Raw genomic sequence first — 21,637 nt, forward strand, 5'->3', positions numbered from 1 at the left:
CACACGACGGCGACTCGGAGTGCGACACAATCAGTGACATGGATGCAGATGTCATTGTCGTTGGAGCAGGTCTCGCCGGTCTGGTCGCCACCGCGGAGCTCGTCGAAGCCGGTCGCTCGGTGATCCTCCTCGATCAGGAGGGTGAGCAGAACATCGGAGGGCAGGCGTTCTGGTCGTTCGGCGGGCTGTTCCTCGTCGACTCACCCCAGCAACGCCGCATGGGCATCAAGGACTCGGTCGAGCTCGCGATGCAGGACTGGATGGGCAGCGCACAGTTCGATCGCGACGAGGACCACTGGCCGCGCCGATGGGCCGAGGCATACGTCAACTTCGCCGCGGGTGAGAAGCGGAGCTGGCTCAAGGAGAAGGGCCACGGCCTGTTCCCCGTCGTCGGCTGGGCGGAGCGTGGCGGCGGTCTGGCCGGGGGCCACGGCAACTCCGTCCCCCGCTTCCACATCACGTGGGGCACCGGTCCCGGGATCGTCGAGCCGTTCGAGAAGATCGTTCGCCAGGGTCACGAGCGGGGCCTCGTCACGTTCGCCTTCCGCCACCAGGTCGATGAGCTGATCGTCGACGAGGGAGCCGTCACCGGAGTGCGCGGCCAAGTGCTCGAGCCGAGCGACGCCGAGCGAGCCGCGCCGACGTCACGGACGCCCATCGCCGAGTTCGAGCTGTCCGCCCAGGCAGTCATCGTCACGTCGGGCGGCATCGGCGGCAACCACGACCTGGTCCGCGCCAGCTGGCCCGAGCGTCTCGGCACCCCACCTGAGCACATGATCACTGGGGTCCCGGCGCACGTCGACGGTCGGATGCTCGGCATCGCCGAGCAGGCCGGCGCGAGCCACATCAACCGCGACCGCATGTGGCACTACGTCGAGGGCATCAAGAACTGGGACCCGATCTGGCCCCTGCACGGCATCCGGATCCTCCCCGGTCCCTCGTCGATCTGGCTCGACGGCGCCGGCAACCGGCTGCCCATCCCCGGCCTGCCGGGCTTCGACACGCTCGGCACGCTCAAGCTGCTGCGGAACACGGGCCACGACCACTCATGGTTCGTGCTCAGCCAGGCGATCATCGAGAAGGAGTTCGCCCTCTCCGGGCAGGAGCAGAATCCCGACCTGACCGGTAGAAGCGTCCGCGAGCTGCTCAAGCAGAGACTCTCCAAGGGTGCGACCGGACCCGTCGAGGCATTCAAGGACAAGGGCGAGGACTTCGTCGTCGCCGACACGATCGAGCAGCTCGTCGCCGGCATGAACGCGCTGACGCCGGACTCGCCGGTCGACCTCGACCACGTGCGGCGCCAGGTCGTCGAGCGGGACCGCGAGCTCGACAACGACTTCACCAAGGACCTCCAGATAGCGGCGATGCGACAGGCGCGGGCCTACCGGGGCGACAAGCTCATCCGGGTCGCGACGCCACACAAGATCCTCGACCCGAGGAAGGGGCCGCTGATCGCCGTGCGCCTGCACATCCTGACCCGCAAGTCGCTGGGTGGTCTCGAGACCAACCTGGACTCCCAGGTGCTCGGTGCCGACGGGCGGCCGCTGGACGGGTTGTACGCCGCGGGTGAGGTCGCCGGCTTCGGCGGCGGCGGGGTGCACGGCTACAACAGCCTCGAAGGCACCTTCCTGGGCGGATGCCTGTTCAGCGGACGCGCCGCCGGACGGGCCGCCGCGCAGCAAGTGCAGTAGGCCCCGGTCCGGCCCCTTTTCAAACGGCCCAAGGAGCATCTGGTCCTTGAGCCCGACGAAGGGACACCCGTACCGTTGACGGCATGACTGCGCCACTGATCGACCTCAACGACGGGTGCCGGATGCCGGTGCTGGGCTTCGGCACGTACTCGATCGATGACCCGGACACCTTCGTCCAGGCGATCGACGCAGGCTACCGCCTGCTCGACACCGCTACGCGCTACGAGAACGAGAGCCAGGTGGGCCGTGGCATCGCCGAGTCACCGGTCGCGCGCGACGAGCTGTTCGTCACCACCAAGCTGCCCGGTGATGCACACGGTTCTCGGGGTCCACGTCGTGAGCTGAGCGCCTCGCTCGAGCGACTGGGCCTCGACCACGTCGACCTCTACCTGATCCACTGGCCGCTCCCCCGAATCGACCGGTACGTCGAGACCTGGCAGGCTTTGATCGCGCTGCGGGACGAGGGGCTTGCGACGTCGATCGGCGTGTCCAACTTCCTGCCCGAACACCTCGACCGGCTGGTCGCTGAGACCGGGGTGGCGCCTGCGGTCAACCAGGTCGAGCTGCATCCGTACCTCCAACAGGCCGAGCAGCGCGCCGCCGATGAGCGCCACGGCATCGTCACCCAGAGCTGGACGCCGCTCGGACGCAAGAGCAATCTGCTCGACCACCCGGTCCTCGCCGAGATCGGCGCCCGACACGGAGTCACCGCTGCACAGGTCGTGCTGCGCTGGCACACCCAGATCGGTGCCGCCCCGATCCCCAAGTCTGCGACGCCCGAACGGTTCCGAAGCAATCTCGCCATCTTCTCGTTCGAGCTCGGCCAGGACGACCTCGATCGCATCGCGGGCCTGGAGACAGGGCACCGGATCGGCGGCGACCCACGAACCCACGAGGAGTTCTGAGTCGACGGAGTTACCCAGTCCGGACGTCAGGCGAACTTGAAACCGCTGGCGGCCTCGGCCAGCTCCCCGGCTGGGACGGCGCGGCTGTAGCGGTAGCCCTGGACCTCATCGCAACCGCGTCCCCGCAGGTACGCCTCTTGCGGCTCGGTCTCCACGCCCTCACCGACGACCGACATGCCCAGGGTGTGCGCCATGACGATGATCGTGTCGACGATCGCCGCATCGGCGGCGTCGACCGCAACGTTCGCGATGAACGAGCGGTCGATCTTGATCTTGTCGATCGGGAAGCGGGTCAGGTAGGCCAGGCTCGAGAATCCCGTCCCGAAGTCGTCGACGACGATGGCGACTCCGAGCGCTCGCACCGTGTGCAGTACGTCGACAACTCCCCGCGGATCCTCCATGAAGATGCCTTCGGTGATCTCCAGCTCGAGCCGATCGGCCGGCAGACCCGACTCGGCGAGGGCACGCTGCAGCACCTCGAGCCACCCCTTGTCGTGGAACTGCCTGGGCGACACGTTGACTGCCACCTTGAGCGGGATGCCGAGCTGTGCGGACATCGTCACCACGTCGAGGCAGGCGCGACAGAGCACCCACTCGCCCAGCCGGATGATCAGGCCATTGTCCTCAGCCACCGGGATGAATCGGTCTGGCGGGACGTCGACGCCGTCAGCGGTGCGCCAGCGGGCCAGCGCCTCCACTCCCACGATGTCTCCGGTGGTCAGGCACACCTGCATCTGATAGGACACCGAGATCTCGCCACGATCCAGAGCGTGCCGCAGCGCCGCCGCCATCTCGAGCTTGTCGTTGGTCTCGTCGAGCATCGAGCCCTCGAACCACTGGAAGGAGTTCCGCGCGGTGGACTTGGCGTGGTACATCGCGGTGTCGGCATGCTTGAGCAGCGTCGTGGCGTCGCGGCCCGCATCCGGGAACAGGGCTACGCCGATGCTCGCCGTCACGAACAGCTCGTGCCCGTTGCAGACGAACGGCTCCGGCACGGCAGCAAGCATCTCGGTGATCCGCTGCTCGAGCTGGTCCTGCCCGTCGACCGAGGTGAAGACCAGGACGAACTCATCGCCACCAAGGCGGGCGACCATGTCGTCGGCCCGGACCTGGGACCGAAGGCGCTCGGCCATCTTGATCAGCAGCTCATCGCCCACGTGGTGCCCCAGTGAGTCGTTGACCCGCTTGAAGTGATCGAGGTCGAGCAGGGCGACGGCCAGGCTGCGTCCGGTGCGGGCGGCGGCCTCCAGGTCAGCGTCGAGTCGCTCGAACAGCTTGGTCCGGTTGGGCAGATCGGTCAGGAAGTCGAAGTGGGCCATGTGGCGGATGAACGCCTCGGCCTCGCGGCGCTGCGTGATGTCGTACGCGACCGAGAGCATGCCACTGACGTCACCGTCCTCGCTGGCGATCCGGGCACTGGCCTCGTTGACCGGGATGGTCGTACCGTCCTTGCGGTTGTAGTCCACCTCGCGTTCGTCGACCTGGTCCGACCGCGGCGCCAGGACGGATGGCGTCTGGCTGGTCGCCGCGCGAAGTGCTGCCATCGGAGAGCCGATGAGCTCGTCCCGGTCGAAGCCCAGGAGCCGCTCGGCCGCCGGATTGGCCGTGACGATCGTGCCGTCGGGCTCCGACGCGATGATGCTGAAGGGCAGGCTGTCGAGGATCGACCGCCTGAGCAGGTCGGCTCGCTTGGCGATCTCGATGGCCTGCACCGCCAGACGTTCGGTGATGTCGATGACCGAGGCGAGCACGTGCTGCTCGTCCATGATCTGGATCGGGTTCAGACCGATCTCGATCGGGATCTCGCTGCCGTCCTTGCGCCGACCGAACAGATCGCGTCCGGTCCCCATCTCCCGACGGTCGGGACGCTGGAAGAAGCCGTCGCGATAGCCGTCGTGCCGGGGACGGAAGCGTTCCGGGATGAGGTCCTCGATGTTCATAGTGAGGAGCTCCGCTCGGGAGTAGTCGAAGGATCGCTCGGTCTGTGAGTTCACGAGCACGATGCCGCCGGCAGCATTGATCATGATCATCGCGTTAGGGGCCGCTTCGACAACCTGGTGGAGGCGCTCCTCGGCCCGTTTGCGCTCAGTGATGTCGATGATCGAGGCGAGGACCTGGGTGTCCTCGCCGATGCGAACAGGGTTCAGGCCGATCTCGATCGGGAACTCGTGCCCACTGCGGTGCAGGCCGAACAGATCTCGTCCCGCACCCATCGCGCGGGTGTCCGGGTGTTTGAAGAACTCTGTCCGATAGCTCCCGTGCCTGCCACGGAACCGGTCGGGAATCAGTCGCTCCACATGCATCACGACCAGGTCGCTCCGGGCGTGCCCGAACAGGATCTCGGTCTGCGAGTTGACCATCGTGATGCGACCTCGGTCGTCAACCATCACCATCGCATTGGGTGTCGCCTCGATGATCTGGCGCAGCATCGCGCTGTCGTCGTCGGGGATTGCGAAGACCACCGTGAACCACGTCTCCCTCGTGTCGGCCGTCCCCCCGGAGCAGAGCCTAGGTCAGTGAAGGTTCACCTCACCGAGGCCGACGACCACTAGGCTCCCGTCCATGACCGCACTCGCGCTGACCCTGGCCACCGTCGCCGCACTCCTGCACGTCCTGTTCTTCAAGCTCGAGTCGCTCGACTGGCGCAAGCCCGCGACCTGGAAGACCTTCGGGATGGCGTCACAAGCCGACGCCGACATCGCAGCACCGTTGGCGTTCAACCAAGGGTTCTACAACCTGTTCCTCGCGCTCGGCACCTTCACGGGCATCATTGTGGTCGCGGCATCCGACACCCACGACTCGATCGGCTGGACCTTGATCGTGTTTGCCTGCGGGAGCATGCTCGCTGCAGCCGTCGTCCTGATCGCCAGTGGCGGCAAGCCGTTCGCCCGTGCCGCTTCGATCCAAGGCCTTCCTGCGCTCACCGCCGTCGTCGCGAGCCTCGTCGCCGCCGGCTGACGACGGGCCGCAAGACCGTCGGCCCCGCTCGTTAGGGTAGGGCCGTGCTTCGAATCGCCACGGTCAACGTCAACGGAATCCGCGCCGCCTACAACAAGACCCGGGGCCAGTCCTCGGGTCTGAGCGAGTGGCTCGCGACGCGTGGCGCCGACATCGTGACCCTGCAGGAGGTCCGTGCACCGGACGCCATCGTGCACGAGATCACCGCCGAGGCCGGCTACCACGTCGTGCACGCCGAAGCGGCTGCCAAGGGCCGGGCGGGAGTGGCGGTGCTGAGCCGCGCCGAACCGACCGCCGTTCGCAGTGGCAACGGCGACGGCTACTTCGACGACTCCGGACGCTGGATCGAGTCCGACGTGCCGCTTGCCGATGGGTCGACGCTGACCGTCGTGTCTGCCTACGTCCACTCCGGCGAGGTGGGCACGCCGCGCCAGGACGACAAGTACCGCTTCCTGGAGCAGATGGCGACCCGGCTCACCGAAATCCGCGCGAGTGGCAATCACGGCGTCGTCACCGGCGACCTCAATGTCGGTCACACCGAGCGGGACATCAAGAACTGGAAGGGCAACCGCAAGAAGGCGGGCTTCCTGCCTGAGGAGCGCGCCTATTTCGACCGCTTCTTCGGCGACCTCGGCTGGGTCGATGTGCACCGCGCCGTCGCCGGTGACGTCGACGGACCCTACACCTGGTGGTCGATGCGAGGTCAGGCGTTCGACACCGACACCGGGTGGCGAATCGACTACCAGATCGCCACACCCGAGCTGGCCGCCACGGCCACAACGGCCACGGTGGATCGTGCCGAGAGCTGGGCGGAGCGCTGGTCCGACCACGCTCCCCTCGTCGTCGACTACGCCGTGTGACGCGCTGCGCCTGGTCCGGGATGCCCCACAGAGCTCGCTGAGTCGCGCCGCGGCGGCGCTCTCGGCGCTCGAGCCCCTCGAGGCGTCCGGCCTGGTGTCGCGGTAGGCCGGTCCCGCCGACGGACGCGCGAAGGAGGGGCGCGCACCCCCTGATGCGCACCCCTCCGACTGTGGTTCAGGTCAGTTGAACTTGACCTTCAGCGTTGTCCCCTTCTCCTTCAGGACCCGCACCTTGACACCTGCGGCTGGCAGCTTCACGCCGTGGTTGGGCAGCTCGGCGAACCAGTACTTCTTGGTGTCGTTGAACAGCGGCTGGGCCGCCTGACCGCGGACGTAGCTCGCGACACCATTGGTGTGCAGCGTCATCGAGTCGGCCTTGTGCTTCGAGAACGGCGCGTCGTACATCTGGATCCGTGCGCGCCACGGTGCACCCGTCGCAATGTTGATGATCGGCGTCGGGTTGGCGTCGATCGGCAGGTTGCGACCCGATCCCGGGTGCTGAGACGTGTTGTTGTCCAGCACCGAGGTGTCCCAGTAGGAGATCAGTAGGCCGTGACCGTACTTGTAGTGCTCGACGAAGTCCGGCTTGGTGTTGGTGAAACCGAAGTTGTACGGGCCGGTCAGCAAGTACTTGTCGTAGGACACGTAGGAGCGGTGACCCATGACGTAGTAGTTGTCATACAGCTGCGTCGTGGTCGCACCGACGATCGAGAAGCCGTCGAAGGTCCAGGCCGGACCCCCGTCCTCGGCGCCATCGGTCAGCAGCGTCTCGCTACCAGCCTTGATCGCGATGTCATCCATGAAGAGGCCGGGCAGGGCCAGACCACCATCGGTCTTGTAGTAGAAGCGGAGCTTGATCTTCTGACCGTCGTACGCACCGAGTGGGACCTTCAGGTCAGCCCACGCCGTCTGATCGCCGTCGATCGCCGGATTGCCCGACGTGTCGTCGCCGATCGGCGTGCCACCGATCGTGCCGTCGAGGGACGTCCAGCTGGCGCCGCCATTGGTGGAGGCCTGGATGTACGCGTAGTCGTAGTCTTCCTCGATCGAGTAGCGGACCTTGGCGGTCAGCTCCCCTCCGGACTTGCCGGTGAGGTCGACGTCGGTCGTCTGCGAGTTGGCCAGGTCGTCACCGGATCCGGAGAAGAACTGCTTGGATCCCGACGCCGGCGCACCGTTGTCGCTGGTGACTTCCTTCTTCGGCAAGACCACGACCGCACCCTGGGCATTCTTGGTGTTGTACTCCTGTGGGCCCATCGTGATGGTCTTCTTCTGGTGCGTGCTGAGCGCCTCGTAGTCGAGCCAGCCGAGCTGCAGCTTCTCCCACGCTCCGAGATCGCCGGGACGGGTGCCGAGCGGCTCGTTCTTGGCGTTGAGTCGGCTCTGCGCCATCAGCGTCCAGTACTCGTTGGAGTTGTCACCGCCACCGCTGGTGTCATACGCATCCGGCAGGCCCAGGTCGTGTCCGTACTCGTGGACGAAGACCGACAGGCCACCGTTCTCGGGCTGGACCGTGTAGTCGCCGACCCACAGGCCGGTGTCGCCGATCTGCGTGCCGCCGAGCGGGTTCTGCGCCGGTCCGGTGATACCGGCATCGGTCAAGAAGGCGTACCAGCGGTGCGACCAGATGGCATCCTCACCCTGCTGCGGATCGCCGTCGGCCTCGTCGCCGCCCGCGTGGACGATCTGGAAGTGGTCGAGGTAGCCGTCGGGCTCGTTGAAGTTGCCGTCGCCGTCGAAGTCGTAGCGGTCGTACTGATCGTAGGCCTGCAGCGCCGTCTTGATCTGCGCGTCGGTCTTGCCAGCGGCGTGCTGCTGGGCGATCCACGACGTGATGGCGTCCTGGATCAGGAACCACGTGCCGGAGTCCTCCCGGCCGTAGCGGGCCTCGTTGTAGGGCACCTTGACCCAGTCCGAGACCGTGCCGTCGACCGAATATCGGCCCGAGGACTGAGTCGCGTAGTAGGTAGACAGGGACTCCGTGGTCTTGCCCTTGCCGAAGTAGAGGTCCTGGTAGTGCTTGCTGTTGTAGTCCGCCTGCCAGACCGTGGAGTTGTCCTTGGAGCGGTCCGGCTCGGGAATCTTGTTGTGCAGCGGACCCTCGAAAGTCGTCGGGCCGGGCGTGTCGGGATCGGTGTCCACGTCGGGGTAGCTGGGGTGACGCTGGTTGCCGAACTCGGCGAGGATCACGAAGATCTTGTCGTCGCGCTCCTGCTTGAGCTCGACGTACTGATCCTGCTTCTTGCCGGCCTTGGCATTGGCCTTGAAGTCCTTGCGGGCCTTCTTGTTGCCCTTGCGCGCCGCCTCGGCCGGGCTGGCGCCCTCGCCAACCTTGACGACCGAGCTTCCACCCTTCTGAACGGCCTTGAGGTCACCGTTGATGACGCCGGATACGGCAGTCTCACGCAGCGAGCGCCGCTTGGCCTCGAGCTGGTTGGGCAGCTCGTCCCCGATCTTGTCCGCTCGGTCGTTGCCGCTGACCGGTGGTGCTGGTGCTGCGGTGCCAGGAGAGGCATAAGCCAGTCCGAGCGATACCGCGAGTGCGAGGCCGACGAGGCCTGAGGTCACGCGCTTCACTGTTCCCCCTTGTTCGATACTTCAGTGAGCAGACGGCGGTTGCCAGGACTGCCTGATGCGCGCACCCTCGTGAGGTGCGCGCGGCACAACGAAGTCAACTTAGGGAACTTTCAGGAAGAAGTGCAGTCTTGACTTTGGTCGGATAGGACTATACGGACGTAGTTCTATCTGACTAGTCCTTGTCATCCATTCTGGATTTCCGTCCGCCTGACCCAAGATTGTTTTACGGTGTGTCCGGGAAGGGAGACCCAATGAAAAAAATTGCGCCCGTGCGCGTCTTCGCCGGGATTCTGCTGACCGCACTGGTCTTCACGTTCACGCCGGCCTCGGCGGTGTCCTCAGGGACGTACGAGAACCAAATCATCAGCAGCTCGAACGTGCAGCGCACCAAGCAGCACCTGGTCGAGCTCAAGAAGCAGTCGTGCGTCGACAAGTACGCCGAGCGACAGGCCCGGTGGATGGCGTCTCACCGCAAGCTCCAGCACCAGAGCATGCGAACTGTTCTGAAGGCCTGCAAACTGACCGGGGTGGCCGAGAACATCGCCTACGGGTACTCATCCGGCAGCAAGACCGTCACGGCGTGGATGCGTTCCTCCGGCCACCGCCGCAACCTGCTCACGTCCAAGATGCGCTACATCGGCGTGGGCGCGTACAAGGACAGCCGCGGAGTCTGGTGGGTGTCACAAGTCTTCGGCACCAAGAAGTAACCGTTTGGTCGCCAGAGGTCGCGGATCTCGCCGGCTCGAACACGTTCCTTGGACCGTAGGCATCGCGACGAAGCCCCGGAGCAGATGCTCCGGGGCCTCGTCGTCGGGTCGATCAGAGGTGACCGGCTTCGTCCCACGCGTGCCGACCGAACTCGGCACCGGGCGTGGTGGCCAGATAACTGACATCCGCACGGGCGCCGGGGTGACGTGGTGCGAGTCGGTGCGCAGGGAAGCGCCTCGAGGCCTCGGCGATCTGCGCAGAGTCGATCTCGAATGACGACTCGTCCATGGGTTCTCCTCTGCCAACGGGTGCTTTACCTGAGGATATCCTCATGTTTACCATCGGCGGAAGCCTTACCCAGCAGTAGGTTCACTACAGCGTCACCCGCAGGATGCGATCGTCGCCCTTGCGCAGGTCGCCCCGGCCATCGGTGTTGCTCGTGGTGACCCACAACGCCCCGTCGGGCGCAACCGAGATGCTCCGGATGCGACCGTGATCGTCACCGAGATAGCGCACGGGCTTGCCGGCATCGGTCCCGTCCAGCGGGACGCCGAACACGCACTCGCCCTGCAAGGCCCCGAGGAAGGCCATCGAGCGGGTGATGGCCAGACCGGCTGGCGAGCACTCGTCCGTGCCCCAGGTGACCTTGGGGTTGACCAGCCCGGGCTCGTCGGAGGTGCCTTCGACGCCGGGCCAGCCATAGTTGCCGCCCGCCTCGATCAGGTTGAGCTCGTCGGCCGCCTTCTCGCCGAACTCGGTCGCCCAGAGCCGACCCTCCGCGTCGAACGCGAGGCCCTCGATGTTGCGATGACCGTAGGTCCAGGTGCGGTTGCCGAACGGGTTGCCGTCGGCAGGCCCGCCGTCTTGGGTGATGCGCAGGATCTTGCCATTCAGCGAGTCCTTGTCCTGAGCCAGACGAGCATCGCCGGCATCGCCGGTGGAGACGAACAAGGTCCCGTCACCCTGGAACAACAGTCGCCCGCCGTGGTGGCGAGATCCCACTGTGATTCCGGTCAGGATGGGTCGCTGTTCCCTGATTGAGTCGCCGTCGAGCCGCAGGCGAACGACCCGGTCTTCCGCGGAGGTCGTGACGTACGCGAACAAGGTCTTGTCGTCGTCAGGGGCCAGAGCAAGGCCCAGGAGCCCACCCTCTCCCCCGCCGGACGCGCCGTCGACCTCACCGACAGTGGTCACCTCACCGTCCGGCGTGATCCGGACGATCGACCCTTCGTCACGCTGAGACACCAGGGCGTCACCGGATCGGAGGAAGGCAATGCCCCATGGCACGTTGAGCCCGGTGGCGATCGTCGAGGCGAGCCTCAGGTCGACCGCGTCCGACGTGCCGGTCACGGCGGGCATCGTGGGCGTACGCCGCAGTGTCGGCCCATCGCTCTCGCTCCCGCAACCCAGAAGCGTGAAGGCACCCACGGCCGCAAATCCGGTCAACAGCGTTCGACGCTCCATGTGTCGATAATGCCTGCCATCGCCAAGTTCGCGCGGTGAAGATCTCTTCGACAGGAGAACCCCGCAGACCCCGATTAGGCTGAAGGGATGTCCCGGATACTCATCGGTCGCTACCGACTCGACAGACTCATCGGTGGCGGAGGCATGGGTGAGGTCTGGCAGGCACACGACGGGGTGCTGGGCCGCACCGTCGCGATCAAGATCATCCGTCGACACCTCGCCGACGACCCCAACGTTCGCGCCCGACTGCGGGTCGAGGCACAACTGGCTGGATCGCTGCACCATCCCGGCATCGTCGAGGTCTACGACTACGGCGAGGACGAGCAGGATGGCCACTCCGTGCCGTTCATCGTGATGCCGCTGATCGACGGCGCGCCGTTGTCAGCGCTGCTCGCCGAGCGCGGCACCGTGTCGACCGGCGAGACCATGGCGATCGTCGCCGAGATCGCCGCCGCGCTGGGTGCTGCCCACGATGCCGGCATCGTGCACCGCGACCTCAAGCCGGGCAACATCCTGGTCACCCCCGCGGACCGGGTCATGCTGGTGGACTTCGGCATCGCCCACTCCCCGGGCGGCGAGCCCCTGACCCAGACCGGTGCGCTGATCGGGACGGCGGACTACCTGAGCCCGGAGCAGGCGGCAGGACGCTCGGCAACCTTCGCGTCCGACCTGTACTCGCTGGGAGTCGTGGCTCATGTCTGCCTGGCTGGTTCGGCACCATTTCATCGCGACAGCGACATCGCGACGGCGCTGGCGCACATCCAGGACGAACCACCCGGCCTGCCCGACACGACGCCGCCGGAGGCAGTTGCCTTGGTGCTCGGGCTGCTGGCCAAGGATCCCGCCGACCGCCCCTCGTCGGCCGCTGCCGTCGTGGACGCCGCGCGCGCCCTCGCGACCTCGGTCCCGCGCCCGCCGGGAGCGTCCGCTGCCAGCGCCGTGCCCGTCGCAGTGACCGACCGACCCGAGACCCACGACGACACGTCGCCCGGCCAGACCTCCGTCCTCCTGACCTCCGATCCCTCGAGGCCGACCGGTGGCAGCCTCATCGCTGCCGAGCACAGCCGCGTACCCAGGCGACTCGTGGTCCTCAGCTCGGCACTGATCGTCCTCGTCGCCGTCGCTCTGGGCTGGCTCCTGGTTCGCGACGACGCCGTTGTCGCGCCGGATCTGGACGGCACGACCCAGACCGTCGCGACCGCCCGGCTCAAGAGCCTGGGGCTCAGCGTCAGGGTGGACAAGGTCGACGTCGCCGGCCACGAGGCCGGCGAGGTCGTCGGCCAGGATCCCAAACCCGGCGAGGAGATCGCCTCGGGGTCGACCGTCTCGATCCAGGTGGCGAGCGGGCGCGTCGACATACCCGTCGACGATCTTCTCGGGGCCAGCTACGAGACCGCCGCTGCTCGCTTGGAAGAGCTCGGGCTCAGGCCTGCGCGTGTTGATGCTCCGTCCAGCGCACCCGCCGGAACTGTCTCGGACGTGGCCCCGTCGACGACGGCGAAGATCGGGGGCACCGTCACGCTGACGGTTGCCGCCACCGCGGCCCCAGTCACCCAGTCCGACAGCACGTCGAGCAAGGACCAGAAGGCCCCCACCAAGCCCAAGAAGGACAAGAAGAAGGGCAAGAAGTAGGCCTCGTGCCCAGCGATGGACCCTGCTCAGGCCAACGCGCTGCGCATCTGGCTGAGTCGATCGCGATACTCGCTGGCTGGCAGGTGGTCGACGTTGAGCGGAGGGTCCAGCTCACTCAGGACGATCTGCTCGACCTCGCGAAGCTCACCGAAGTTCTCACTGGGCCATGCAGAGACCGACAGGTGCTCAAGCATCCAGCGGGTCAGGGCCGGGTCCTCCAGGGACTCCATGCGGAGGTGATCGCTCAGCACGGTCGCCAGCGTCATCCGGAAAGTGGAGGCACGCGCACGCCCGTGGAGCTGAATGCGTTGAACGTGGTCGCGAAGGTTCAGGACAGGGTCGGCGAGCGAGTGCCAGCTGGAGCCGCCGACCTGACCGACGAAGATCAGGCCAGGACGCACCGGAAGCATCAGGCACCGGTTGAGCTCGCGCGCACCCTCGGAGTCGACGAACCAGCCGTACAACCCGGGTGACGCAGGAAGGCCGCTGACGTCGGTGGCCGGAACCGCATGCGACGGGTCGGCGATCAGGCGGCTGATCGGTGAGGAGTTGTCGGCGTTCGTACGGGGCACATGGACTTGCTGCGGGCCCTCCGACGGCAGGGCCGGCGCCACGGCACCTTCATGACTGACCGGCGCGTCCGTCCACTGCGCATCCAGGCGCTTCGCCCGGCCCGTACCGCTGACAGACCCCGAGGAGATCACCGCGCCGGCGTCACGCAGATCAGCGAACAACGGGCCGATGAAGGCATCCGGCGCATCGACACGCACCAGCATTCCGTCGAGTGAACCCACCAGCGACTGCAGGCGGGCCACGACCCAGCTGGCCCACACCAGGCGGTAGTCCGGGTGCATGTCGGCGAGCGTGCGTGAGTCCGGTGACATCCACTCGTCAGGAGCCACCAGACCGTGCTCGGCGGACAGGATGAACCACTCGCCGCCGGACAGCTCGGCGTCGAGTCGGCTCAGCTGGAAGGAGAAGTCCCGGAACACCTCCTTGGCCGGGGCCGGCACGTTGGCCCGATCACCGACACTGCCCAGCAAGATGATGTCGGGAGTACGGGGCTCGTCGTCCGTGACCTGTTCGGGGGCGGACCCCGCGGCAGTCTCGGCAGCCGCACCGTCATCACTCGCGCCCCGGGCCACCGTCCCGGGCTCGTCAGCACGGCCCATCGGCCCGGCGGCCTTCTTGCTCTTGGTCTTCGGCTTCTTCGTACGGGCCTTGGACTTGGCAGCCGAAAGCGGCTTCCTGCTCGGGCCCGGCGGTTCAGGCCGCATCTTGAGCTTGCTGGACGAGGAGGACAGGTCGGCGGTCGGTTCTTCTCCGCGCTCACTAATCGGGATCGCGGCGTACTCGCCACGTGCAACCCGCCTGAACACCGGCGAGCGGTGCGCAAACTGGACGTGCTTGGCCCGCCCACCCTCGGTGAGCCCGATCAGGTGCGCGCGGATCGTGGCCTCGTTGACCTCCGGGAAGTGGTCCTCGAACCAGGCGCGAACATCGTCGTATCGGAAGATCTCGGGCATCGCGTCCGCGCACGCGTGCATGATCTGCCAGACAGGTCTGTCGTATTTCATGCCGTCTCCCCAACATCCCGAGATCAACCGGCACGCAAACCCCCCGCAGGTTCCTCGTGCGCCTTCCACTGACAAAGAGATGCTCCCGCCTCAGATATGACGAGGTTTGACACAGGTGAATTTTCGGCACCGGACAAGTGCCGGGAATGTCCGCTCCGGTTGATCGGTTGAACCAGACGCAAGGATTTCTCCAGAAAGGCAGCCCATGAGCACCGTCACCCTGACCAAGGACACCATCGACGACATCATCGGCGGCGAGGGCATCACGCTCGTCGACTGGTGGGCCGAGTGGTGCGGCCCGTGTAAGCAGTTCGGTCCGGTCTTCGAGGCCGCCAGCGAGCAGCACAGCGATGTTGTCTTCGGCAAGATCGACACCGAGGACCAGCAGGAGCTGGCCGCCGCCGCCCAGATCACCTCGATCCCGACCCTGATGGCATTCCGCGATGGGGTTCTCGTCTTCTCACAGCCCGGCGCCCTCCCGGCCGCTGGTCTCGAGGAGATCATCACCGCGGTCAAGGCTCTGGATATGGATGATGTGCGTCGTCGGATGGACGAGCAGGACTCACCCGAGGCGCAGCAGGCCTAATCGGCCACAGAACCCGCCGACCCCGCGTGGTCGGCGGGTTCTGTCGCGCTCGGCTAGCGTGAAGGCATGATCTTGATCGTCGTGAAGTTCCGAACGTTGCCGGACTGGACCGAGCGCTGGCTCGAGCTGGTCGCGCCATTCACCGCGGCGACGCGCGCTGAGCCCGGCAACAAGTGGTTCGAGTGGTCGCGCAGCGTGGACGACCCCTGCGAGTTCGTCCTCGTGGAGGCCTTCGAGGACGACGCAGCGGAGGCACACGTGACGAGCGATCACTTCTCCGCCGGGCTCGAGGCCATGCGGCCGGCGCTTGCCGAGACACCTCACATCGTCAGTCAGGGCATCGACCAGGACGACTGGAACCTGATGGGCGAGCTGCAGATCGGCTGACTCGGCCTCAGACCTCGATCGACGTCGACTCCCCCCGGTCCAGCCACCGCAGGCGATCGGCGTGGGGCGAGGACGAGAGCACCTTCTCCGCGGCCGACCTGCCCTGCTGGAAGTGTGACCAGCCTTCGTAGTGCACCGGGATCACGGTGGACGGCTGCACCAGGTCCAGCAGCTCGACACCTTCCCGGGCATCCATCGTGTAACGCAGCCACCCCGAGAGGTAGCGGAAGCGCACCGACCCCAGGTGGAGCAGCATCGTGCCGATGTCCAGCCGGGAGGCCACGTCCTTCAGACCGGGGTACAGCACGGTGTCTCCGGTCATCCAGAGCTGGCCGTTGGTCTGGCCCACCCAGTGCAGAGCAAATCCCACGACCGGCCCGGTGATCGGGTCGCTGCCGGCCGGGCCGTGGCGACACGGTGTGGCGGTCACCGTGATCGTCTCCTTGCCCGGTGCCCGGAGGGTATGTGTGTCCCACCCGGCCATGCCGATCGCGCCGCCGCCGATCTTGGCCGCGCCCTTCGTCGTGGTCAACACCGTCCCCAGCTGCGGGAGCATCGCCAGACCGGTCGGGTCGAGGTTGTCCCCGTGGTGGTGGTGACTGATCAGCACCGCGTCGATCGGGCCCAGCTCGGCGGGAGCGATCGAGGGGCCGGCGAGCTTGCGCGACATCGTGCCCCAGCCGAAGAAGTACCGCCTGCCGGGCGGATCGAAGGTCGGGTCGGTGAGGATGCGCCATCCGCCGACCTCGACCAAGGTCGTGGGTCCACCGATGTGCGTGATGGTCGCTGCAGTCATGCGCAGAAACGTAGCAGCGACGCACCTCGGCCTGGCGGGGCCCGACTCAGACCGTGATGAACGACCGCATGCCGATCGCACCCATGTCGATCTCGTCGTTGAAGAACCGCATGTCCTCGTGGTCCTCGAGCAGGCTCAGCGCGGCCACCATTGGCCTGTAGTGGTCGTCTGTCGGGACCGCTATGCGCGCCTCGGACCAGGTGCCGTAGGGGTCCAGCAGCTTGCCGACGTCGCGATCGCGAAGTGCGGTGGCAGTGTCCGCATCGAACTGCTGCGCCCAGTCCCATGCCGGGCCACCGTCCCACTTCACCCGTCCGAGCGCGTGGACGATGTTGCCGCTGCCGATGAACACGACCCCGCGCCGGCGCATCGCCCGAAGCTGACCGTAGAGCCGGTAGAGCTCGGGCAACGGCATTTCGTAGTCGACGCTGATCTGCAGGACCGGAATCTCCGGCGCGGGGGCCAGGTGCGCCAGCACGCTCCATGTCCCGTGGTCCAGGCCCCACTGCTGGTCGAGCTCAGCCTCGTAGTCAACGAACTGTCGGGCGATCGCGGCGGCGACGGCCGGGTCGCCGACGCTGTCGTAGTGGACGCGGGACAGCTCGTCGGGGAAGCCGCCGAAGTCGTAGATGATCCGATTGCGTGGGGCGTCGGTGATGTGGGTGCTGCCGGGGGTCAGCCAGTGCGCGCTGATGACAACGATGGCCTGCGCCTCGGGAAGGTCTGCGCCCACCGCGGACCAGGCGCGCGTGTAAGCGTTGTCGGAGATGGCGTTCATGGGACTCCCATGGCCCACAAACAGGACCGGCATGAGCGGGCTCGGGCGCAGTCGGTCATCCAGCTGCGCAACGGAATAGGCCACCATGTAACCCTCGAATCACCTAGTTGATGATTCAACCATAGCATTCACCACTGTGGCCCCGGCTCCTGCCGGAACCGTCCCGGCATCTCGCTGGCCCAGTCGTCAGGCTTGCGCGCAGCGGACCGCCTGGCGAAGTCGACCCGCGCCTGCTTGATTGCGGCCTCGGCATCCCAGTAGGCACACCGGAACACCGAGAGATCGAGCAACTGCTGGCGGCTCAGGTGGCTCAGCAACCGCGACATCAGGCTGATCTGGGTGCGTGACTCACCCAGGCCCTCAGGCAGCCACGGCGGCCGCAAGAAACCGGGAATCACACACATCAGCTCGTTGGGGCCGAACAGCTGCCAGAACGCTCCTCGGTCATGGAACTCGCGCTCGGCCGACAGCAATGTGGCCGACTGCGCGCCGAGCCAGTCGCCCATCTCAGCGGTGTCGAGGAAGTAGGTCAGCCGCCCACGGACACGGACATAGCGACGCACTGTCGGGATCGCTCGATCGGCCGCCTCCGCGATGAAGAAGTCGTCCAGGAGGTGCCAACCGGGTTCGTCCAGTTCCATGGTTCGACCCAACCACCAGGGTCGGACAGTCAGAACGCACCGACGAGCGCGCCCGCGAGCAGAGGGTTGGAGGCAACCGGCGCGGCTGAACTGACACACACCCAAGCCGGATCAGGAGGTTGCCAGCGCATCGAGGACTCCCGCGGTGAACGTGTCGAAGGTGATCCGGTCGGGCGTCGCTGGCCGCGCACCCAGGCGCACGGCAACGACGCCCGCCGACGGCACGACCGCGATGTATTGGTTGCCGTAGCCGAACGCCCAGAAGGCGTCAGCGGGGACGTTCGGAGCGAGTCGCCCCTCGTACGCCGGCTTGTCCTGGGTGAAGCCGGCCTGACGCAGCACCTCGACCACGCGACCCTGGCCGTTGACCCACCACATCAGCCCGTAGGCCGCGTTGAGCCTCGACGACGGGCGTGTCGCCTCGGCCACGAAGTCCGGCGAGACGATCCGTTGACCGTCCCACTCCCCCTCGTGCAGCATCAGGTGGCCGACGCGGGCGAGATCAAGGCACGTCGACTCGATGCCCGAGTAGGTCAACGCGTTGCCGGCGGCATCCCGACCCCAGGTCGTGTCGCGCATGCCGAGGGGCTCGAGCAGGCGATCCTGCGCCATGCCGACGACATCATCGCCCTCGGCCACGTCGTCGAGGACCGACTCGAGCGCCTGGGCGGCCGCGTTGTCGTACACCCAGTTCTTGCCGGGAGCCCGGCCCTGCGCGGCTCGCACGGCGAACGATGTCTGGTCGGTCTCGACGCGAATCATCCGGCGATCCGCGGCCTCGTCCCAGCGACGCCCCGAGGTCATCGACAGTAGATCGCGCGCCGTGACCTCCTGCGCCGCCCCCGTCCGCCACTCGTCGACCTGCTTGGAGGCCGAGTCGTCGAGGTCCAGCGTGCCGTCGTCGACCTGCATTCCGACCAGCAGCGAGGTGAGCGACTTGGTGATCGAATAGGCTCGCCGCCCGGAGCGCTCCGCACCACCGTTCCAGTACGCGTCGTGGACCAGCAGCCCGTCGTGCACGACCGCCACACAGGTCGACCCGTCCAGCGCCAGCCCGGCGTCGAGGTCAGCCCAGTCGCCCTGCTCTTCACGCTGCCAGCTGTGGCCCGGAAACACCTCCGGCTCGGCGGAGATCGTCGGGAGCGTCACCGGAGTCACCCGGGGGACATCGTCCGACCCACCCCGGGAGCACGCCGCGGCCGCGAGCAACGCCCCGATCGCCAGAGCCGACGTGACCTTCACCCTTCCCACGATGTCAGAGTCGACCCGGATGACCGCCGCTGCCGGGCCCGAACCCGCTCACCAGCCACTCGTCCCAGCCAAAAGTTGCATACGTAGTACCTTTGCGGAACACTGGCTGCGACCTAGTGACCCACCTCACAACCAGGAGTCGATCGTGGATCCCATTGATCCTGCCTACGGGACAACAACGCTGCTGCTCATCGCGGCAGCCGCTGTGGCCTTCTTGCTGTTCCTCATCATCAAGCTGCGCCTGCACGCCTTCATCGCGCTCGTCCTCGTCAGCGTCCTGACCGCCGTCGCGGCGGGCATACCCCTCGTGGACGTCCCCACGGCACTCACGTCGGGATTCGGCAGCACCCTGGCCTCCGTGGCTCTGCTGGTCGGCTTCGGCGTCATGATTGGCCGACTGCTCGAAGTCACCGGCGGAGCGCAGGTCCTCGCCGACACCCTGGTCGGTCGATTCGGCGAGAAGCGAGCACCGCTGGCTCTTGGCGTGGCCGCCCTGATCTTCGGCTTCCCGATCTTCTTCGATGCCGGGCTCGTCGTGTTCCTGCCGATCATCCTGACCGTCGCCCGGCGGTTCGGTGGTTCGGTCCTCTACTACGCACTCCCCGCCGCAGGCGCGTTCGCGGCGATGCATGCACTCGTCCCCCCGCACCCCGGCCCGGTCGCGGCTGGCACGGTCCTCGGCGGTGACATCGGCGTCATCCTGCTCGTCAACCTGCCAATCGTGCTGATCTCCTGGTACGTCGGCGTCTTCCTGGTCTCCCGGGCTCTCGGTGCACGGTTCGACGTGCCCGTTCCCGACCTGCTGTTCGGCGAGGTCAACGATGGAACCGGTGACACGGCCACCAAGACGATCGCCCCGAGCTTCCCGACCGTCATCAGCCTGCTGGCGATCCCCCTGGTGCTGATCTCGTTCAACACCGTTCTGACGACGCTGATCACCAACGGCACGATCGCCGAGGGCAACAATCTCGTCGAGCTTCTCGTGCTGCTGGGCAATACGCCGATCGCCCTCCTCATCACCCTGCTCGTGACGATCGCGGTGCTCGGGACGCGCGACCGGACCCTCAGCGAGACGACCGACCTGCTGGACAAGTCGCTCGGCCCGATCTGCTCGATCATCCTCATCACCGGCGCCGGCGGCATGTTCGGTGGTGTCCTGCGAGCCAGCGGCATCGGCGGCGCGCTGACCTCGTCGCTGTCCGATCTCGGCATCCCACTGCTGCTCCAGGCATTCCTCATCGCCACGGCGCTGCGCGTGGCCCAGGGTTCGGCGACAGTCGCCCTGACGACCACCGCCGGGCTGATCGCGACCCAGGCCGGCGACCTCAGTGATCTGCGAGTCGCTCTCCTGGTCACGGCCATCGCGGCCGGCGCGACGGTCCTGTCCCATGTCAACGACTCGGGCTTCTGGCTGGTCAGCCGCTTCTTCGGCATGGACGAGAAGACCACGCTGAAGACGTGGACCGTCATGGAGACGACACTCGGGCTCTCGGCATTCGCGGTGGCCGCCGTGCTCTGGCCGATCGTCGGCTGAGGATGAGTCGGTCAGCGGCGACGCTGCATCTCGGAGACGACCTCGACGCATATCGCGTGCATCGCGGCGTGTGCGACGTCGGCGTCGCCGCCGGCCACCGCCTCGGCAACCATGAGGTGCAGACGGCGGGCCTCGGGTTTGGGGACCGGGGGCATGAGGTGATGGTCGGTGCGCCCGCGCAGCACCTCCTCCACGACGTCGCCCAGGGCAGCGAACATGACATTGCCCGACGACCGGAGCAGCAGCCGGTGGAAGGCCACGTCGAGGTCGAGGAACGTCACGAGGTCCCCGGCCGCCCCTGCGGTCTCCATGGCATGGGCCAGGCGGACGATCTCCACCCTCGCTGCGTCGCCGGCGTGAGCTGCCGCCAGGCCCGCGGAAGGTGGTTCGACCGCTGCCCGCAGCTGCGAGAGCTCGTGCAGGCAGCCCGCCCGGTTGCCGCCCTCGAGCCGCCACCGGATCACCGCCGGGTCGTAGTGGTCCCACTCGTTCTCCGGACAGACCCGAATTCCCACCCGCCGGCGGCTCTCGACCATTCCCATCGACGCCAGCACCTGGACCACCTCACGGGCGATCGTGCGGGAGACCGCGTACTCGGTCTGCATCCAGTCCAGGGTCAACATCGAGCCCGGCGCGAGTCGCCCGTCGACGATGCGGGGACCCAGCTCGGCCAGCACACCGGCATAGACGTTGGACATGCGGGTCAGCCTAGCCACGTACGTGGCACACGATGGCGCGCCGCGTGAGCGCCGCGCGACAGATCGTCGTAATGGGGGTGTCAGGCACCGGCAAGAGCGTGATCGGCCAGGCACTCGCCGAAAGCCTCGGTCTGACGTTCATCGAGGGGGACGCATTCCACCCGACGGCGAACATCGCGAAGATGTCTGCCGGCACACCACTCGACGATGACGACCGACGGCCGTGGCTCACGGTCCTGGCCGGCAAGCTGGACGCCAATCGGCAAGCCGGGATCGGTTCGGTGCTGGCCTGCTCCGCGCTCAAGCGCGACTATCGGGACATCCTGCGTCACGAGGCTCCCGATGCGTTCTTCCTGCACCTGGACCTCCCGTTCGATGTACTGCGCGACCGGATGGAAAAGCGCGAGCACTTCATGCCGACCTCGTTGCTGCAGTCCCAGTTCGACACCTTGGAGCGGCTGGGAGCTGACGAACGCGGCCACGTGCTGGATTTCGACGCCCCGTTGCCCGAGGTCATCGCCGCAGCCACGGCCGCGGCGGCCGCAGCCTGAGCAGGCGCCTCGCCCACGGTGGACCTCGACGACCGGTTGTTGG

At 66.9% G+C, this 21,637-nt stretch carries 20 protein-coding genes; 10 read left to right on the forward strand and 10 right to left on the reverse strand.

Annotated elements, in window-relative coordinates; translation table 11 throughout:
• Positions 1-38: 38 nt before the first annotated feature.
• The gene (locus tag C6I20_RS09550; RefSeq protein ID WP_118395749.1) at positions 39-1,691 is read left to right on the forward strand and encodes an FAD-binding dehydrogenase; all 1,653 of its coding nucleotides are present in this window, start codon (positions 39-41) and stop codon (positions 1,689-1,691) included.
• 83 nt (positions 1,692-1,774) lie between these two features.
• The gene (locus C6I20_RS09555; RefSeq protein WP_118395750.1) at positions 1,775-2,596 is read left to right on the forward strand and encodes an aldo/keto reductase; all 822 of its coding nucleotides are present in this window, start codon (positions 1,775-1,777) and stop codon (positions 2,594-2,596) included.
• 26 nt (positions 2,597-2,622) lie between these two features.
• On the opposite strand, the gene C6I20_RS09560 is transcribed toward C6I20_RS09555, so the two are convergent.
• Positions 2,623-5,058 carry an EAL domain-containing protein gene (locus tag C6I20_RS09560; protein WP_118395751.1) on the reverse strand — a complete coding sequence of 812 codons (2,436 nt, stop codon included), beginning with the start codon at positions 5,056-5,058 and terminating at the stop codon, positions 2,623-2,625.
• A gap of 100 nt (positions 5,059-5,158) precedes the next feature.
• Between C6I20_RS09560 and C6I20_RS09565 the strand changes: the two genes are divergently transcribed.
• Together C6I20_RS09565 and C6I20_RS09570 are read left to right on the forward strand one after the other, a co-directional pair.
• A complete protein-coding gene (locus tag C6I20_RS09565) occupies positions 5,159-5,554 on the forward strand; it encodes a DUF1304 domain-containing protein (protein WP_118395752.1) in 396 nt (131 codons plus the stop codon).
• 44 nt (positions 5,555-5,598) lie between these two features.
• Positions 5,599-6,414, forward strand: coding sequence for an exodeoxyribonuclease III (locus C6I20_RS09570; RefSeq protein WP_118395753.1), 816 nt, complete (start codon positions 5,599-5,601; stop codon positions 6,412-6,414).
• 180 nt (positions 6,415-6,594) lie between these two features.
• Here C6I20_RS09570 and C6I20_RS09575 read toward each other — a convergent pair whose 3' ends face one another.
• Entirely contained in the window at positions 6,595-8,982 is a 2,388-nt protein-coding gene (locus C6I20_RS09575) for an immune inhibitor A domain-containing protein (RefSeq protein ID WP_254052097.1), read from the reverse strand.
• A gap of 260 nt (positions 8,983-9,242) precedes the next feature.
• Between C6I20_RS09575 and C6I20_RS09580 the strand changes: the two genes are divergently transcribed.
• Positions 9,243-9,698: a CAP domain-containing protein gene (locus C6I20_RS09580; protein WP_118395755.1), complete on the forward strand. Its 456-nt coding sequence runs from the start codon at positions 9,243-9,245 to the stop codon at positions 9,696-9,698.
• A gap of 112 nt (positions 9,699-9,810) precedes the next feature.
• Here C6I20_RS09580 and C6I20_RS17105 read toward each other — a convergent pair whose 3' ends face one another.
• Positions 9,811-9,987, reverse strand: a complete 177-nt coding sequence (locus C6I20_RS17105; RefSeq protein ID WP_162891245.1) for a hypothetical protein — start codon at positions 9,985-9,987, stop codon at positions 9,811-9,813.
• A gap of 84 nt (positions 9,988-10,071) precedes the next feature.
• Entirely contained in the window at positions 10,072-11,163 is a 1,092-nt protein-coding gene (locus C6I20_RS09585) for a sorbosone dehydrogenase family protein (RefSeq protein WP_118395756.1), read from the reverse strand.
• Between the two features lie 87 nt (positions 11,164-11,250).
• Here C6I20_RS09585 and C6I20_RS09590 point away from each other — a divergent pair, with 87 nt between their 5' ends.
• Entirely contained in the window at positions 11,251-12,795 is a 1,545-nt protein-coding gene (locus C6I20_RS09590) for a protein kinase (protein ID WP_118395757.1), read from the forward strand.
• 26 nt (positions 12,796-12,821) lie between these two features.
• Here the strand turns inward: C6I20_RS09590 and C6I20_RS09595 are convergent, their stop codons facing one another.
• On the reverse strand, positions 12,822-14,372 hold the full coding sequence (locus tag C6I20_RS09595) for a DUF6884 domain-containing protein (RefSeq protein ID WP_162891246.1): 1,551 nt from the start codon (positions 14,370-14,372) through the stop codon (positions 12,822-12,824).
• 205 nt (positions 14,373-14,577) lie between these two features.
• On the opposite strand from C6I20_RS09595, the gene C6I20_RS09600 reads away from it, so the two are divergent.
• Together C6I20_RS09600 and C6I20_RS09605 are read left to right on the forward strand one after the other, a co-directional pair.
• The gene (locus C6I20_RS09600) at positions 14,578-14,958 is read left to right on the forward strand and encodes a co-chaperone YbbN (protein WP_118395759.1); all 381 of its coding nucleotides are present in this window, start codon (positions 14,578-14,580) and stop codon (positions 14,956-14,958) included.
• Positions 14,959-15,024: 66 nt separating this feature from the next.
• Entirely contained in the window at positions 15,025-15,345 is a 321-nt protein-coding gene (locus tag C6I20_RS09605; RefSeq protein ID WP_118395760.1) for a putative quinol monooxygenase, read from the forward strand.
• A 7-nt stretch (positions 15,346-15,352) separates the two neighbouring features.
• Here the strand turns inward: C6I20_RS09605 and C6I20_RS09610 are convergent, their stop codons facing one another.
• The 4 genes from C6I20_RS09610 to C6I20_RS09625 form a co-directional block, all read right to left on the reverse strand.
• Complete coding sequence (locus C6I20_RS09610; RefSeq protein ID WP_118395761.1) at positions 15,353-16,141, reverse strand: MBL fold metallo-hydrolase; 789 nt, start codon at positions 16,139-16,141, stop codon at positions 15,353-15,355.
• 46 nt (positions 16,142-16,187) lie between these two features.
• Positions 16,188-16,919: a class III extradiol ring-cleavage dioxygenase gene (locus tag C6I20_RS09615; protein WP_162891247.1), complete on the reverse strand. Its 732-nt coding sequence runs from the start codon at positions 16,917-16,919 to the stop codon at positions 16,188-16,190.
• 128 nt (positions 16,920-17,047) lie between these two features.
• Positions 17,048-17,560 (reverse strand): hypothetical protein, encoded by a 513-nt coding sequence (locus C6I20_RS09620; RefSeq protein ID WP_118395763.1) that lies wholly within the window; start codon positions 17,558-17,560, stop codon positions 17,048-17,050.
• 111 nt (positions 17,561-17,671) lie between these two features.
• On the reverse strand, positions 17,672-18,811 hold the full coding sequence (locus C6I20_RS09625) for a serine hydrolase (RefSeq protein WP_162891248.1): 1,140 nt from the start codon (positions 18,809-18,811) through the stop codon (positions 17,672-17,674).
• Positions 18,812-18,956: 145 nt separating this feature from the next.
• Here C6I20_RS09625 and C6I20_RS09630 point away from each other — a divergent pair, with 145 nt between their 5' ends.
• Entirely contained in the window at positions 18,957-20,345 is a 1,389-nt protein-coding gene (locus C6I20_RS09630) for a GntP family permease (RefSeq protein WP_118395765.1), read from the forward strand.
• Between the two features lie 11 nt (positions 20,346-20,356).
• On the opposite strand, the gene C6I20_RS09635 is transcribed toward C6I20_RS09630, so the two are convergent.
• Complete coding sequence (locus C6I20_RS09635) at positions 20,357-21,043, reverse strand: FadR/GntR family transcriptional regulator (RefSeq protein ID WP_118395766.1); 687 nt, start codon at positions 21,041-21,043, stop codon at positions 20,357-20,359.
• 44 nt (positions 21,044-21,087) lie between these two features.
• Between C6I20_RS09635 and C6I20_RS09640 the strand changes: the two genes are divergently transcribed.
• Positions 21,088-21,594, forward strand: a complete 507-nt coding sequence (locus C6I20_RS09640; protein WP_254052098.1) for a gluconokinase — start codon at positions 21,088-21,090, stop codon at positions 21,592-21,594.
• The last annotated feature ends 43 nt before the right edge of the window (positions 21,595-21,637 follow it).

This window comes from Aeromicrobium sp. A1-2, from assembly GCF_003443875.1.
Lineage (GTDB): Bacteria > Actinomycetota > Actinomycetes > Propionibacteriales > Nocardioidaceae > Aeromicrobium.

What these genes read in the sequence shown, in the direction of transcription:
- C6I20_RS09590 (WP_118395757.1), top strand. Translation starts at nt 11,251, where the DNA reads ATGTCCCGGATACTCATCGGTCGCTACCGACTCGACAGACTCATCGGT.
- C6I20_RS09565 (WP_118395752.1), top strand. Translation starts at nt 5,159, where the DNA reads ATGACCGCACTCGCGCTGACCCTGGCCACCGTCGCCGCACTCCTGCAC.
- C6I20_RS09635 (WP_118395766.1), bottom strand. Translation starts at nt 21,043, where the DNA reads ATGTCCAACGTCTATGCCGGTGTGCTGGCCGAGCTGGGTCCCCGCATC.
- C6I20_RS09615 (WP_162891247.1), bottom strand. Translation starts at nt 16,919, where the DNA reads ATGAACGCCATCTCCGACAACGCTTACACGCGCGCCTGGTCCGCGGTG.
- C6I20_RS09550 (WP_118395749.1), top strand. Translation starts at nt 39, where the DNA reads ATGGATGCAGATGTCATTGTCGTTGGAGCAGGTCTCGCCGGTCTGGTC.
- C6I20_RS09610 (WP_118395761.1), bottom strand. Translation starts at nt 16,141, where the DNA reads ATGACTGCAGCGACCATCACGCACATCGGTGGACCCACGACCTTGGTC.
- C6I20_RS09585 (WP_118395756.1), bottom strand. Translation starts at nt 11,163, where the DNA reads ATGGAGCGTCGAACGCTGTTGACCGGATTTGCGGCCGTGGGTGCCTTC.
- C6I20_RS17105 (WP_162891245.1), bottom strand. Translation starts at nt 9,987, where the DNA reads ATGGACGAGTCGTCATTCGAGATCGACTCTGCGCAGATCGCCGAGGCC.
- C6I20_RS09620 (WP_118395763.1), bottom strand. Translation starts at nt 17,560, where the DNA reads ATGGAACTGGACGAACCCGGTTGGCACCTCCTGGACGACTTCTTCATC.
- C6I20_RS09605 (WP_118395760.1), top strand. Translation starts at nt 15,025, where the DNA reads ATGATCTTGATCGTCGTGAAGTTCCGAACGTTGCCGGACTGGACCGAG.
- C6I20_RS09600 (WP_118395759.1), top strand. Translation starts at nt 14,578, where the DNA reads ATGAGCACCGTCACCCTGACCAAGGACACCATCGACGACATCATCGGC.
- C6I20_RS09555 (WP_118395750.1), top strand. Translation starts at nt 1,775, where the DNA reads ATGACTGCGCCACTGATCGACCTCAACGACGGGTGCCGGATGCCGGTG.
- C6I20_RS09580 (WP_118395755.1), top strand. Translation starts at nt 9,243, where the DNA reads ATGAAAAAAATTGCGCCCGTGCGCGTCTTCGCCGGGATTCTGCTGACC.
- C6I20_RS09595 (WP_162891246.1), bottom strand. Translation starts at nt 14,372, where the DNA reads ATGAAATACGACAGACCTGTCTGGCAGATCATGCACGCGTGCGCGGAC.